We start from the raw sequence: 13,693 nt of genomic DNA on the forward strand, positions 1-13,693 counted from the left end.
AAAAAAAGTGGTTACAAACAATCATTATTGTAACCACTTATATTTTAAGCTATTGTTTTTAAAAACTGCTGACAAATATTATCACCACTGAGTCCATATTTCTCCTTTAACTGACTACTCTTTCCTGATTCAGTGAAAGTATCTTGGATACCAATCCTGATAAGTGGTTTAAGAATTTTATGTTGCATGCTCTGTTCAGCAATTAACCCGCCAACTCCACAATTTACACTATGATTTTCAACGGTAATTAAAACATTAGCTGATCGGCATAATTGTGTGAATTTATCGGTATTGAAAGGTTTTATACAGGCTAAATGGATGAGTTTACCTTTATAACCAAGTGCGCTTAATTTACGATAACCATCATCAGCTTGTTCATAACTAGCCCCTTCAAAAATAATAGCAAAGTCATCGCCTTCATCGGCAATTGCACCTATATCACTTATTCTTGGTATTGTTGTTTTGTCACGAACAGGCATTGGTTCTCGTGCTACTCTTATATACACAGGCCCTTTAATTTTGGTCGCTTGTTCAAAAGCTGCAAAAACTTCATCAGCATCTGCGGGAGATAAAATGGTCAAATTAGGCAGCACTCTGGTCAACGCGATATCTTCTAAAGCATGATGTGATGCACCATCAAACCCGCCATCAACACCAGGATGTGTACCAACAATTTTAATATTGGCATTGGCATAACAAGATTGCCTTAGCTGTGTCCATACTGTACCTGTTGAAAAAATAGCAAAATCAATAAAGAAAGGGATCAAGCCTTCAAAAGATTGACCAGCAGCAAAGCTTAATGAAGATGCTTCAGCTATTCCCATTTCAAAAAAACGTTCAGGATAAACTTTTGCAAACTGATCTGCACGTGTTGAACTGGCTAAATCACAATCAATAACGGTTATAGGATAATTTTTTTCAGCTAAAGTAATTAAAGCCTTGCCAATAAGATCGCGGGGAGCTTTCATCTCTATCATTGTAATTCCTCCATAGCTTGTTTATATTCCGCATCTGTTGGCGTTTTAGAATGCCAATCACCATTATGTTCCATATAACTTACACCTTTTCCTTTAACGGTATGAGCCAAAATAGCTACCGGTTTACCTTTACAATGACGAGCAAAAGAGAAACCGTCTATAACTTGTTGCATATCATTGCCATCAAGTAATTCGATAACAAACCAACCAAACGTTCGCAATTTATCAGCTAAAGGCTCCAAGTTACAAACTGTATTGACCTCATCATGTGAGGATAGTTTGTTATAATCAATAACCGCAATTAAATTATCCATTTTCATATGCGCGGCTTGTTGTAGTGCTTCCCAGATCTGCCCTTCCTGCATTTCACCATCACCAATAATGGCATAAACTTTATTAGGATCTTTATTTAATTTTTTAGCTGCCGCCATACCTAAAGCAATAGATAAGCCTTGTCCTAATAAACCGGTATTAGCATCAACTTGTGGAATGGTTTTAATATTCGGATGACCTTGTAATCGCGAATTAATATTGCGAAAACTGTAACACTCATCATCTTTAATCAATCCTAATTGATGAAGTAATACATATTGAATGGCAACGGCATGTCCTTTACTCATCACTAAACGCGATCTTGGCCATTGATTAAAATCAATTTCATTATGATAAAGATAGGTCATGATATCAGTAATCGATAATGCACCACCCGGATGCCCTGCTCCAGAGCGATATATCATCGTAACAATATCACGCCTAGCTTGTTTTGCTGACTTACATAACTGTTCTAAATTCATTATTTCCTCACTTATTTTTTATAACAATCAAACTTAACATTTTATGAGTACCTTTAGTTTTCCATTGAGATCACCAGATATAGCCTGTTTAAAGGCTTTATCTGCTTCATCTAAAGGAAATATGTTTTCATAGATAATTTTGGATAAGTCTGCCTGTACCTCACTCAAACTTAATAGTTTTGCTGTATTTTGTAGATCACAAGGCGTATACATATGACTAGAAATAACTGCTATTTCAGAAGATTGTAACTCGTGAAGATTAATACTATTGCCTCGAGCGTATTGGGCGATAATCACTAAATATTCAGGTTTTCTTGGTGCTTCAATGATCTCATCAAGTACCTTTCTAACACCTGAACATTCAAAAATAATCGGCCTTGTTTTAGAATCTAATATTTCTACTTCTGAAATACTGCTTTTTACACTAAAACCTAACTGATTGAGTAATGCCACTCTTGATTGATTATTTTCAATAATTATTGGTTTGAGATGATGAAGATGTTTTAAAACTAATCCAGTGACTACTCCAATAGTGCCACCTCCGGTGATAATGATTGGGTGATCTTTCAAGGGAATAGGTTTTAACAAATTGACAGCATGATAACCAACTGCTAAAGGTTCAAAGGTGGCAGCGATTTTCATATCAATTTTACTATCTAATTTTACTAATTGATTAATATCGATTGATATATATTGCGCTAATGTGCCATCTAACCTAAATCCCATTACCCGGCGATTGACACGACAAATATTAGGGAAGCCAGTGATACAGTTAATACACTCGCCACAACCAACTAAAGGATTAATCGCAACCTTATCACCGACTGACAACCCTTGTTGATTAGGTGAAATCTGTTCAATAATCCCTACCGCTTCATGACCTTGGATAAAGCCTGTAGGCGGTTTTAAGGAGGGGTGCATACCCAAATAGAAGTGAGTATCTGAACCACAAATACCACTATATAAAATTTTTACAATGGCATGTCCTTGAGTTAAGGATGGAACATTTTGTTCCATCACTTCAGCTTTTTTTATGTCTGTTATTTTTAGTACTTTCATTTCGCATCTCTTGATTAATAAAGTGATAAAATTATTTTTTAATAAATTCAACAGGAAACATTTAAGACAAAGCTGTTTTTATATCGTCAATAAGTTCATCTAACTTCGCATCACCTATATAGTTTTTAATACTGATAATTGGTTGCGTTAATGTATGACTGGCTCGTTCGACTAACCTTTCTTGAATAACCACTAGGTCAGCTTCTGGCGGTACGTTCTCTATTGAAAAATGTTTCACTACGATGTCTTTATCAACACCGCGCTCTTTTAATAATTTTTTAAATCGCGTTGCCCCCATAGCACTTGAACCTGCTCCTGCATCACAAGCGAACGCAATAAATTGAATATTTTTTAGATCAAGATCTGCTGTTGATTCTGCTGTGTTATTACCCAGTTTCATCTCAGCTTTCGCTTTTAAATAAGAAGCACTGCTTCCTTCTAATTTAGTATTGATAACGTCTTGTTTTGAACTAGAGAAATCCTCATCCTTTTCTGTACCTGGATTAATCTTAAGTAACAAGCTACAGCCGATAAAAGAAACTAAAGCCGCTGCACCAATACCGCAGATAGTAGCAAGATGTTTACCCGGAGGAGTTAAGGCTAGAAAAGCAAAAATAGAGCCAGGTGTTGCACCAGCAACTAATCCTGCATGCATTAATGAAAAAACCATAATGCCGGCAGCAGAACCTAACATTAATGGAAATATCATAAGTGGACGCATATATACATAAGGGAAATACATTTCATGAATACCACCAAAGAAATGAATGATTGTGGCGGCAGGCGCTGATTTTTTGCTCATCCCTTTGCCAAAAAAGCAGAATGCTAATAATAGTCCTAATCCAGGACCGGGACTTGCAAATACCATAAAGTAAACAGATGAACCATTAGCCAAAGCATCTTTCATGCCCAGTTGATAAAAGATAGCCTGATCGATGGCATTATTAAGAAACAGAACGCGGGTTGGTTCGATTAATAACGCCAAAGAAGCCAAATATCCGGTTTGTAATAGTGCATCAATAGCAGCAGCAATAATATTGGTAATAGACAGCATGAATGGGCCAATAAAATAGTAGCCTAAAATAGCTAGCCCCATACCTAAAAAGCCTAATGCAAAGTTTTGAATAATATTTTCAAATCCGTTTGGTAAACGGTTTTCTAACAATTTATCTAGTTTTTTACTACAAAAACCTCCTAATGGCCCCATTGCCATTGCTCCGAGCAACATAGGGATATCCGATCCAACAACAATCCCCATAGTACCGACGGTGCCAATTATTGCGCCCCGTTTGCCACCCACCATGTCACCGCCGGTATAACCAACAAGCATCGGTAACATGTAAGTAATCATAGGACTAACTAAACTACCTAACTGTTCATTAGGTAACCAACCGGCCGGAATAAAAAGTGCGGTAATAAAACCCCAAGCCATGAAAGCACCAATATTAGGTATCACCATGGCCGTGAGAAATCCACCAAAACTTTGAATTTTAGCTCTCAATGATAGTTTTTTATTCATCGTAAAGTTCCTCGAAAGTTAAAATATGTAGCCATATTTAATATGAGTACACATATTAAATGGCATTTAAATAATATTTAATCGAGGCAATATGTATATATATTTTTATTCATAATGTTAAGTAAATCACACTTTATTTTCTAACTATTTTATGAATATACATATTTTTTAGTGAAAACAAATTTATCGGGCTTTGTTGTACAATTTGCGAGAATAGTTACTGGTGTAGAGTTAAAATCATTATTCGAAAATGATAATAATCATCAATATCTTGCAGAAATGTTGATATGTGCTTATCCTTGAATCAAAATGATAAATTAAATCCGTAGAGAGGTAAAAATGAGTGGTAATGTAACAATTAAACAACAACAAGTTATTAATTATATTACTAACCTAATAGAGGAAAAAAATCTCTCTATGGGTGAAAAAATTGATACTGAAGTTAATATTGCTAAAATTCTTGATGTCACTCGTACCACCGTTAGGGAAGCAACCAGACATCTTTTAGATGAAGGGTTAGTTTATCGTGTTAGAAAATCAGGTTTGCATGTGGGTTCATCAGAAAGGAATATTAATTTAACCGGAAAATTTAATGTTATTTCTCATTTTGATTATCAAGCCAAAAAACAAGGGTATAAAGGCTCCAGAAAAGTGCTTTCTGCAAGTATTGTTCCGGTACCTAATGAACAAATTGCAAATTCATTAGGGTTAAAACGAACTGATTTTGTCTATAAAATTGTTAGACTTATGTTTTTTGATGATATTCCCGTATCGATTGAGTTTACACTGATCCCAACTAATTTGTTCAATCAATTTGAATTTAGCCAACTAGAAATTTCTAAATTTGGTTATATTGAAGAGATGACAGGTAAAAAAGTTAAAAAAAGAATACAAAATATTATGGCGATCAATATCGATGATGAAAAAGTTGAGACGTCATTAAATGTAGATAAAAATAAAGCGCTATTGAAACTTGAAGAGATCACCTATCTGGAAGACGATACACCATGCGAACATAATGTTTCATATATAAAAGCTGAATATCATCCAATCCAAAATATTATCGAACGTCGATTATAACACGGCTTGATTCATGCTGTTTGTTTAACAAAAAAAAGAAAAGTGTTTAGTTACACTCTTATTTTTAGATGCCTATTAATAAAATAGTTGATATTTTTATATCGAAAAAACAAATAACTAAGTAATAGTAATGCCTTAAATTAGCACTCTATAATACGCAATAATTAGTATATAATCATGCCAACTTTTTTTATTAACTTAAGTTATTATGATCTGCGTAAATCAGCTTTTTATTTATCCGATTAAATCAATGCAAGGCATTGCTGTTACACAAGCAACAGTATCACAAGGCGGATTTGAACACGATCGCATTTTGATGATTAGTGAACCTGACGGAACATTCATTACAGCGAGGCAATTCCCTCAGTTGTTAAAGATTAAAACATCGGTTAGCGACAACCAAGTACATATTAGTTTACCTACGGGCGAATCACTCTGTATTGATCTCGACGATTTTTCCAGTAGTCAAGAATCAACACACGTATGGGGATCAAACTTTACATCGCATATTGCATCAATTAAAGTAAATCAATTTTTTAGCCAATATTTACATAAAGATGTGCAGTTACGTTGGCTTGGTCGTCATTTATCCCGACGAACTAAACGTTATCCTGATGTCCCTGTTAGCTTTGCCGATGGTTACCCTTACCTTTTATTAAACGAAGCATCATTCAACTACCTACAACAACAGTGTCCGGAAAGACTTGATATTGGACAATTTCGTGGCAATATCATTATAAACGGTGCATTACCTTTCGCCGAAGATGGCTGGAAAACTATTAAAATTGGTGATGTCGTATTTGATATTGTAAAACCTTGTACGCGCTGTGTATTGACTACAATCAATGTTAATTCAACCAATTATTTAGCCAATAACGAACCGCTTACCACTTTAGGCTATTTTAGATCCGATGATCAAGGCAAAATCGATTTTGGCATGAATATGATTGCTCGTAATTCTGGAACTATTTGCATAAAAGATCACATAGAAGTGTTAGAGCGCCAAAACGCTAAAAAATATATTCAATCTTTTCCGAAAAAAACAGATAACCAGCAACAAACTTGTATTATAACCTTTGAAGGTCAATCATTTAATGGTAACAATCAGCAAACTATTTTAGAGCAGTTAGAACAACATCAAATACCTATTCCCTACTCTTGTCGAGCAGGTGTTTGTGGTCGTTGCCAGGTCATATTAAAACAAGGAGAAGTGACAGCCCTGACACAAGCGGCAATAAAGAGTAAAAATCGAATTTTAACCTGTAGCTGTATACCTAAAAGTGATATTGAGTTGAACTTATTAAAGAAGTGATACAAAAATTCATTTATTATCGACATTATGTAATAATTGTTTTACAAAAAAATAATAACAATAAATGAAGAAATAAAGAAATAAATAGAAATATAAGGTTAGTGTTAATGATTCAAAAAATATGTGTGTTTACTTTTGTATTCATATTTTCATCTTGCGCGTTTTCGTCTAATGATTTTAGTACCGTAATGAGTAGTTTTGGCAATGGTAACAATAACCGATATCAGAACAAATCAAATAAAGGTAAAGATAATTTAGAGAGTACTAGAAGATTAGCAACCGCTTATATTAATTTAGCCAATAGCCTTTCTTCTAGAGATTGCAATAGGCTGAAACAACTTTATAATCTGGTAAAAACTAAAAAAACAGCATTCGCCTTAGATTATGACCCCTATTCCGATTATAAGGGAAAAGATGGTTCAGTTAGTAATTATAAAAAATTTGGTTGTAATACATTAACGGATGATGAAATAAATTATAATTTATTACCTAAGTTATTCGGTAAAGGTGTTTCGTTATATAAAACAGCCATATTAAGTGGCGATACTGAGTCACTGACAATATTGTTAAATCGCTTTAAATTACAAGAAATTCCTTTAAGTCATTTTATTACAATCGCTAGAATGGAAGATAAAGACTTAAACGATAATCCATATGTTAAATTTTTGATTGGTCAATTATATATTGATGATTACTTCGTCAATAAAAATCCTACAAAAGCCGTAGAGTATTTTAAAGCGGCTGGAGATATTCAGGAGCATGATTTAGGGTATTACCTTGCATTTGCAAAAATAGAAGAAGGTATCGAATCACAAGATGAAAGCCTTAGTAAGATTTCTTTCTTAAATGACGAAAATCAAAATAAGACTAACCATGATGACCTTATAAAACAAATCGAAGAAAATCTGGATCCTAAAGATTATCCTTCAATGTTAAGGCTTAGTTTTTATTATGCTGAGGATGAAAAGTTAAATAGAGCGATCGAATATTTTGATATAGCTTGCACTTTAGAAGCATCAAGAGCATGTGAATTATATAAACAACAGTTAAAACAACCCCAAAAAAATAAGATATACTCTTTATTGCGTAAATTTGACAAGAATAATCCTGATATTAAGGTGAGTGTAGCCATTGCAAAATGGTATGAAGATTTAGGCAAAAATTTAACCGCGATCTATTATTATTCATATGCTATGGATAAAGATCCTAAGCTATTACTTAAAATGGTGAAATTATTAGAAACTGCGAATATAGAATTTTCGTCAGAACTAGAAATGGCAATAATTAACACCTATATTAAATATGATAGTTATATTGATAATGCTGAAATTAAATATAAAATATTTGAACTTTACTTTTATTCATCAAGAAGTTCCGATTCTGTTTTAGAAAAACAAAAGATAAGTATGTACTGGTTGGAAAAAGCAGCCGAAGCAGGACATGTTTTAGCAAAATTAAAAATCTCTGACGAATATAAATCTGGACGTTACATTAAACAAGATTTTACTAAAACTCTATATTGGTATAACAGTTATTGTAATGTGTTTAAAGAAAATGAGTCTTACATTTATACTTGTTCCCCATTTATTGAAAAAGAAAAAGAAACTTCCGATTTGATTACTAAAGCTAACAATGGCGATATGGAGGCACAATTTAACCTAGGAAAGATACTATATGATGATGTAGCATTATATACTACCGGCTTATATTATCTGAAACTGGCAGCTGATCAAGGTCATAAAGAAGCCAAATCGTATTACCATAGATATGAGCGTAGGTATGAGCTTATGTGTTCGATGAATTTTTCAGGTTAGGTTATTTAATTACCAAGCTGATTAGATAGGGATTTAATTTTAGGGAATAGCCTTCAAATCGGTTATTTCTTGTATATTATCAACAAAATTATATGTTGTTGGTGCTAATCTATCATTCATCACCTTGATAGCTTCAGCAAAATTAAAAGTTTTATTCATCGCAACAAATGTAGGTTGTGCAATGATACACAGTGAAGCGTTATCACCAGCCTCAACCACCATTAAAAAGACTTTCTGCCCACCTTCTTGCATATTAACTTCGACAATATCAGCAATTTTAGGCACATACAACGTCGATTGTTGACTGAAATACCAGCTCTTAGGCATTTGTGGTTTAATAAAATTAGCGGCAATAATTGCATTAATTGACAATTCAATTCGTTGTGGTTCAGTCAAGTTCAAAGATCTACTGCTATCATGAAAAAGATAGTAAGCCGTTGCATCACTGACAGAAAAAGGAAACTCACAAAATACATCAGGGATTAACATTTTACTAGAATAACTAGAACGAAATAACATATCATCTGACACTTCTAGCATTAAACTGTCATATTCCTTATCAAAATACCAACGCCAACAATCGGTTGGGCGAAAAGCCATTTTCATTGATATGTTATCCTCGCAAATCGAATTAAATTTGCACAAAAAGATAACATAACTTCGATAAAAAATAAATAAAAATATAAAATAAAAATGATTTAATTATTTAATTTTTAAAAATTTTAATAATTTTTTGGTGAGATCAAAACGATCTAACTTAGATCTAAATTTAATCTTTTTTTGCCTTTTTGATCCTTTTAGATCGCTCAATAATTTATACTAAAACATATAGTTAACCTGAAACATTTTTGCAACAGATCTTAAGCATAAAAAAAGGTGCTAAAAGCACCTTTTATTTTTTAATGCCCGAGTCTATTAACTGGCAACATTGATCCGTTTCATATCGGTCATATAACTACGCAATTTACGTCCAATTTCTTCAATTGGATGATGACGAATCTCTTCATTCACATCACGTAATTGTGCATTATCAACACTACCTTCTGGTATAGCTTTACCAAGATCACCTGCTTGTAACATAGGCATAAATTTTTCTCTTAATAATGGCACTGCGGCATTAGCAAATAGATAGTTACCATATTCAGCGGTATCAGAAATAACCACGTTCATTTCATATAAGCGTTTACGCGCAATAGTATTAGCAATAAGCGGTAACTCATGCAGGGATTCATAATAAGCTGATTCTGGTAAAATACCTGATTCAAGCATGGTTTCAAAAGCAAGTTCAACACCAGCTTTAACCATAGCAATCATTACCACACCTTGATCGAAGTAAGCTTGCTCATCAATTTTACCTTGATATTCAGCCGCTTTTTCAAAGGCAGTCTCACCTGTTTCTTTTCGCCATTTTAATAGATTAACATCATCATTAGCCCAATCTTTCATCATGGTAGCTGAAAACTCACCGGAGATAATATCATCCATATGTTTACGATAAAGATCGGTCATGATCACTTTTAACTCTTTTGCTAATGCATTAGCTCTTAATTTAGCTGGATTTGATAAACGATCCATCATTAATGTGATACCGCCTTGTTTTAGCGCTTCAGTGATCGTTTCCCAACCAAATTGTAATAATTTACATGCATAAGCAGGATCAACACCGTCAGCAACAAGCTTATCAAAACACAATAAAGATCCCGTTTGTAACATACCACAAAGAATAGTTTGTTCACCCATCAGATCTGATTTTACTTCTGCAACAAATGAAGATTGTAAAACCCCTGCTCGATGACCACCGGTTGCCGCGGCCCATGCTTTAGCAATGGCTAATCCTTCACCTTTAGGATCGTTTTCTGGATGCACTGCAATAAGGGTTGGTACACCAAAACCACGTTTATACTCTTCTCGTACTTCCGTACCCGGACATTTAGGCGCAACCATAACAACCGTAATATCTGAACGGATCTTTTCGCCGACTTCAACAATATTAAAACCATGAGAATAACCTAAAGCCGCCCCTTGTTTCATTAATGGTTGGACAGCTTGTACAACAGCTGAATGTTGTTTATCTGGTGTTAAGTTAATTACCAGATCAGCCGTTGGAATTAGTTCTTCATACGTGCCTACTTTAAAACCATTTTCGGTTGCTTTTTTCCAAGAAGCTCGTTTTTCATTAATCGCTTCTTTACGTAGTGTATAAGCAATATCTAAACCAGAATCCCGCATATTAAGGCCTTGATTAAGCCCCTGCGCCCCACAACCAATGATGACAATCTTTTTGCCTTTCAAAAAACTCGCTTCTGATGCAAATTCATCACGTGCCATAAAACGACATTTACCTAGTTGGTCTAACTTTTCACGTAAATTTAGGGTATTAAAATAGTTTGACATTCTTCTCTCCATGATTTGGGTTATTTATAATCGATTTGTTATACACTATATAGTAATTCTATTATTGCTAAAATTGATATATTTAGAATATTATGTTGCATAAATTGCAATATGCTTGCTATGTTTTGCGGTTTCTTTTACTCTAGAACACCTTTAAATTATCACTCACCTAATCAACATGGATACACGTTACAAACAAGCTAATAAAGAAGCGATCATTTCATTATTGTTAACTATTATTTATTTCATTGCGTGGGTAATTAGTGGTTATTATGTCAGTGATAAAATAGGATTTTTAGGACTACCATTATGGTTCGAACTCTCTTGCATCATGGTTCCAGTTGGCTTTATTTTACTATGCTGGGCTATTGTGAAATTTCAATTCAAAAATATATCATTAGAATAAAATAAGTGATCAGACAATGAACTACGATATTATATCACCGCTGGTGATCTACCTTATTTTTGTCTTTGCTTTATCAATTTATGCTTATGTAAAAAGGAAAAAGGTAAATCAATTTACCGACTATTTTATTGGTAATCGGACAATGGGTGGCTTCTTACTTGCCATGACCTTAGCTGCCACATACATAAGTGCCAGTTCATTTATCGGTGGTCCTGGAGCTGCTTATAAATACGGACTAGGTTGGGTATTACTTTCAATGATCCAAGTACCTACCGTATTACTTTCGCTAGGTATTTTAGGCAAAAAATTTGCTATTTTAGCTCGCAAATATAATGCTATCACCTTAAGTGATATGTTATATGCTCACTATAAGAGCCGAATGATTGTTTGGTTTGCAAGTATTGCTTTAGTAGTAGCTTTTGTGGGCGCGATGACCGTTCAGTTTATTGGTGGCGCGCGATTACTTGAAGCCTCTGTGGGAATTCCTTATCAAACTGGATTATTAATTTTTGGGGTAGGCACAGTTCTCTACACAGCTTTCGGCGGATTTAGAGCAAGCATTTTAAATGATGCCTTTCAAGGCTTAGTCATGATTATTGGCGCTATCTTACTTTTAACTGCAATCATTTATGCTGGCGGCGGTATCACAACCATTATTGAAAGCTTGAAAGAGATCGACCCTGCACTTTTAACGCCTCAAGGTCCTAATGACTTTATGGATGTACCATTTATGGCTTCCTTTTGGGTATTAGTCTGCTTTGGTGTGGTTGGTTTACCCCATACCGCCGTAAGATGTATGGCCTACAAAGATAGCAAAGCGGTGCATCAAGGCATAATTATTGGCACCATTGTGGTCACTGTAATTATGTTAACTATGCATCTTTCTGGCGCGCTTGGTCGAGTTATTATAAGCGATCTGACCATTCCCGACCAAGTTGTACCTACTTTAATTATTAAGGTATTACCTCCATTAGCCGCAGGTATCTTTTTAGCCGCACCTTTAGCCGCTATTATGTCAACCATTAATGCTCAATTATTACAAGTATCATCGGTGATTATTAAAGATCTACTATTAAGTATTAAACCGCACACAAAATATAGTGATAAAACCTTAACACGCATATCTGTAGCCGTTACGCTAATTTTTGGTGGTTCACTCATTTTAGCCGCTAGAAACCCACCTGATATGATTATTTGGTTAAATTTACTTGCATTTGGTGGGCTTGAAGCGGTATTTTTATGGCCACTTGTATTGGGGTTATATTGGAAGAGAGCTAATGCTACTGGTGCGCTTAGTTCAATGTTAGCCGGTGCAATAAGTTATACGTTATTAGCGGTTTATAACATTAAGTTATTTTCGCTTCACCCAATTGTACCCTCTTTAATCATCGGATTAATTGTTTTTATTATTGCCAATATGTTTGGTAAAACAGGAAAAAATTATGCCTTGGATCCAACTCAGAATTAATACTACTAACGATCTTGCTGAGCGAATTAGTGAACAAATAGAAGAATCTGGTGCTGTCTCTGTCACCTTTCAAGACACATTTGATACCCCCGTTTTTGAACCATTACCAGGGGAAACGAAACTTTGGGGCAACACTGATGTTATCGGCTTATATGATGCACAAACCGATATCAATCAATTAAAGACCCTACTCAACTTAGATCAATACTCCTATAAATTTGAACAATTGGAAGATAAAGATTGGGAACGAGAATGGATGGACAACTTTCATCCAATGCAATTTGGCAAACGACTTTGGATCTGTCCAAGTTGGCGTGAGGTACCGGATCCTAACGCGGTCAATGTAATGTTAGATCCCGGATTAGCCTTTGGTACTGGGACCCACCCAACCACAGCTTTATGCTTAACCTGGCTCGATAGTTTAGATCTTACCAATAAAATAGTCATAGATTATGGTTGCGGTTCTGGCATTTTAGCTATTGCCGCTTTAAAACTTGGCGCTAAACAAGTCATTGGTATTGATATTGATCCACAGGCAATACAAGCAAGTCGTGATAATGCTGAGCGAAACAATGTTAGTGAAAAATTAGCGCTCTATTTATCCAAAGATATTCCTGATAACTTACAAGCTGATGTGGTCGTGGCTAATATTCTAGCCGGACCACTTAAAGAGTTAGAGCCTCAGATTAGTAAACTGGTAAAACCACAAGGATATTTAGGATTATCGGGAATTTTAGCTACGCAATCAGCGACTGTTTGTAACGCATATCAACCACATTTTGATCTTGATCCGGTCATAGAACAACAAGAATGGTGCCGGATTACAGGCAAAAAAAATTAAAAATTTAACATTACCCCCTTTTAACTTCG

At 34.7% G+C, this 13,693-nt stretch carries 12 protein-coding genes; 6 read left to right on the plus strand and 6 right to left on the minus strand.

The window, feature by feature from the left end; translation table 11 throughout:
* Positions 1-44: 44 nt before the first annotated feature.
* From A9G11_RS00305 to A9G11_RS00320, 4 genes are all read right to left on the minus strand, one after another.
* Positions 45-968, minus strand: a complete 924-nt coding sequence (locus A9G11_RS00305; RefSeq protein ID WP_065617583.1) for a transketolase family protein — start codon at positions 966-968, stop codon at positions 45-47.
* Positions 969-973: 5 nt separating this feature from the next.
* Positions 974-1,771 (minus strand): transketolase, encoded by a 798-nt coding sequence (locus A9G11_RS00310; RefSeq protein WP_065617547.1) that lies wholly within the window; start codon positions 1,769-1,771, stop codon positions 974-976.
* A 33-nt stretch (positions 1,772-1,804) separates the two neighbouring features.
* Entirely contained in the window at positions 1,805-2,830 is a 1,026-nt protein-coding gene (locus A9G11_RS00315) for a zinc-dependent alcohol dehydrogenase (protein WP_065617548.1), read from the minus strand.
* Between the two features lie 61 nt (positions 2,831-2,891).
* Positions 2,892-4,349 carry a PTS mannitol transporter subunit IICB gene (locus tag A9G11_RS00320; protein ID WP_065617549.1) on the minus strand — a complete coding sequence of 486 codons (1,458 nt, stop codon included), beginning with the start codon at positions 4,347-4,349 and terminating at the stop codon, positions 2,892-2,894.
* 339 nt (positions 4,350-4,688) lie between these two features.
* Between A9G11_RS00320 and A9G11_RS00325 the strand changes: the two genes are divergently transcribed.
* The 3 genes from A9G11_RS00325 to A9G11_RS00335 all read left to right on the plus strand — a co-directional run bounded on the left by A9G11_RS00325 (position 4,689) and on the right by A9G11_RS00335 (position 8,555).
* Positions 4,689-5,429 (plus strand): GntR family transcriptional regulator, encoded by a 741-nt coding sequence (locus tag A9G11_RS00325; protein WP_065617550.1) that lies wholly within the window; start codon positions 4,689-4,691, stop codon positions 5,427-5,429.
* A 208-nt stretch (positions 5,430-5,637) separates the two neighbouring features.
* Positions 5,638-6,741: a YcbX family protein gene (locus A9G11_RS00330; RefSeq protein WP_065617551.1), complete on the plus strand. Its 1,104-nt coding sequence runs from the start codon at positions 5,638-5,640 to the stop codon at positions 6,739-6,741.
* A gap of 188 nt (positions 6,742-6,929) precedes the next feature.
* Positions 6,930-8,555 carry an SEL1-like repeat protein gene (locus tag A9G11_RS00335; RefSeq protein ID WP_141674307.1) on the plus strand — a complete coding sequence of 542 codons (1,626 nt, stop codon included), beginning with the start codon at positions 6,930-6,932 and terminating at the stop codon, positions 8,553-8,555.
* A 39-nt stretch (positions 8,556-8,594) separates the two neighbouring features.
* On the opposite strand, the gene A9G11_RS00340 is transcribed toward A9G11_RS00335, so the two are convergent.
* Both A9G11_RS00340 and ilvC read right to left on the minus strand, forming a co-directional pair.
* A complete protein-coding gene (locus A9G11_RS00340; protein WP_081298359.1) occupies positions 8,595-9,161 on the minus strand; it encodes a cell division protein ZapC in 567 nt (188 codons plus the stop codon).
* A gap of 309 nt (positions 9,162-9,470) precedes the next feature.
* Complete coding sequence (gene ilvC / locus A9G11_RS00345; RefSeq protein WP_065617553.1) at positions 9,471-10,949, minus strand: ketol-acid reductoisomerase; 1,479 nt, start codon at positions 10,947-10,949, stop codon at positions 9,471-9,473.
* Positions 10,950-11,127: 178 nt separating this feature from the next.
* Between ilvC and A9G11_RS00350 the strand changes: the two genes are divergently transcribed.
* From A9G11_RS00350 to prmA, 3 genes are read left to right on the plus strand one after another with little or no spacing between them, the layout of a single operon-like run.
* Positions 11,128-11,355, plus strand: a complete 228-nt coding sequence (locus tag A9G11_RS00350; RefSeq protein WP_065617554.1) for a YhdT family protein — start codon at positions 11,128-11,130, stop codon at positions 11,353-11,355.
* A gap of 16 nt (positions 11,356-11,371) precedes the next feature.
* Complete coding sequence (panF, locus tag A9G11_RS00355; protein ID WP_065617555.1) at positions 11,372-12,823, plus strand: sodium/pantothenate symporter; 1,452 nt, start codon at positions 11,372-11,374, stop codon at positions 12,821-12,823.
* Entirely contained in the window at positions 12,798-13,664 is an 867-nt protein-coding gene (gene prmA, locus A9G11_RS00360) for a 50S ribosomal protein L11 methyltransferase (protein ID WP_065617556.1), read from the plus strand. Before panF ends, prmA begins: the two co-directional genes overlap by 26 nt.
* Positions 13,665-13,693: the final 29 nt, after the last annotated feature.

The sequence above is a fragment of the Gilliamella sp. wkB108 genome, from assembly GCF_001690195.1.
Lineage (GTDB): Bacteria > Pseudomonadota > Gammaproteobacteria > Enterobacterales > Orbaceae > Gilliamella > Gilliamella apicola_L.

Bases quoted from the DNA above. Each gene is read 5' to 3' on its own strand.
- A9G11_RS00335 (WP_141674307.1), top strand. From the start codon at position 6,930: ATGAGTAGTTTTGGCAATGGTAACAATAACCGATATCAGAACAAATCA.
- prmA (WP_065617556.1), top strand. From the start codon at position 12,798: ATGCCTTGGATCCAACTCAGAATTAATACTACTAACGATCTTGCTGAG.
- A9G11_RS00350 (WP_065617554.1), top strand. From the start codon at position 11,128: ATGGATACACGTTACAAACAAGCTAATAAAGAAGCGATCATTTCATTA.
- A9G11_RS00340 (WP_081298359.1), bottom strand. From the start codon at position 9,161: ATGAAAATGGCTTTTCGCCCAACCGATTGTTGGCGTTGGTATTTTGAT.
- A9G11_RS00325 (WP_065617550.1), top strand. From the start codon at position 4,689: ATGAGTGGTAATGTAACAATTAAACAACAACAAGTTATTAATTATATT.
- A9G11_RS00320 (WP_065617549.1), bottom strand. From the start codon at position 4,349: ATGAATAAAAAACTATCATTGAGAGCTAAAATTCAAAGTTTTGGTGGA.
- A9G11_RS00315 (WP_065617548.1), bottom strand. From the start codon at position 2,830: ATGAAAGTACTAAAAATAACAGACATAAAAAAAGCTGAAGTGATGGAA.
- A9G11_RS00330 (WP_065617551.1), top strand. From the start codon at position 5,638: ATGATCTGCGTAAATCAGCTTTTTATTTATCCGATTAAATCAATGCAA.
- ilvC (WP_065617553.1), bottom strand. From the start codon at position 10,949: ATGTCAAACTATTTTAATACCCTAAATTTACGTGAAAAGTTAGACCAA.
- A9G11_RS00305 (WP_065617583.1), bottom strand. From the start codon at position 968: ATGAAAGCTCCCCGCGATCTTATTGGCAAGGCTTTAATTACTTTAGCT.
- panF (WP_065617555.1), top strand. From the start codon at position 11,372: ATGAACTACGATATTATATCACCGCTGGTGATCTACCTTATTTTTGTC.
- A9G11_RS00310 (WP_065617547.1), bottom strand. From the start codon at position 1,771: ATGAATTTAGAACAGTTATGTAAGTCAGCAAAACAAGCTAGGCGTGAT.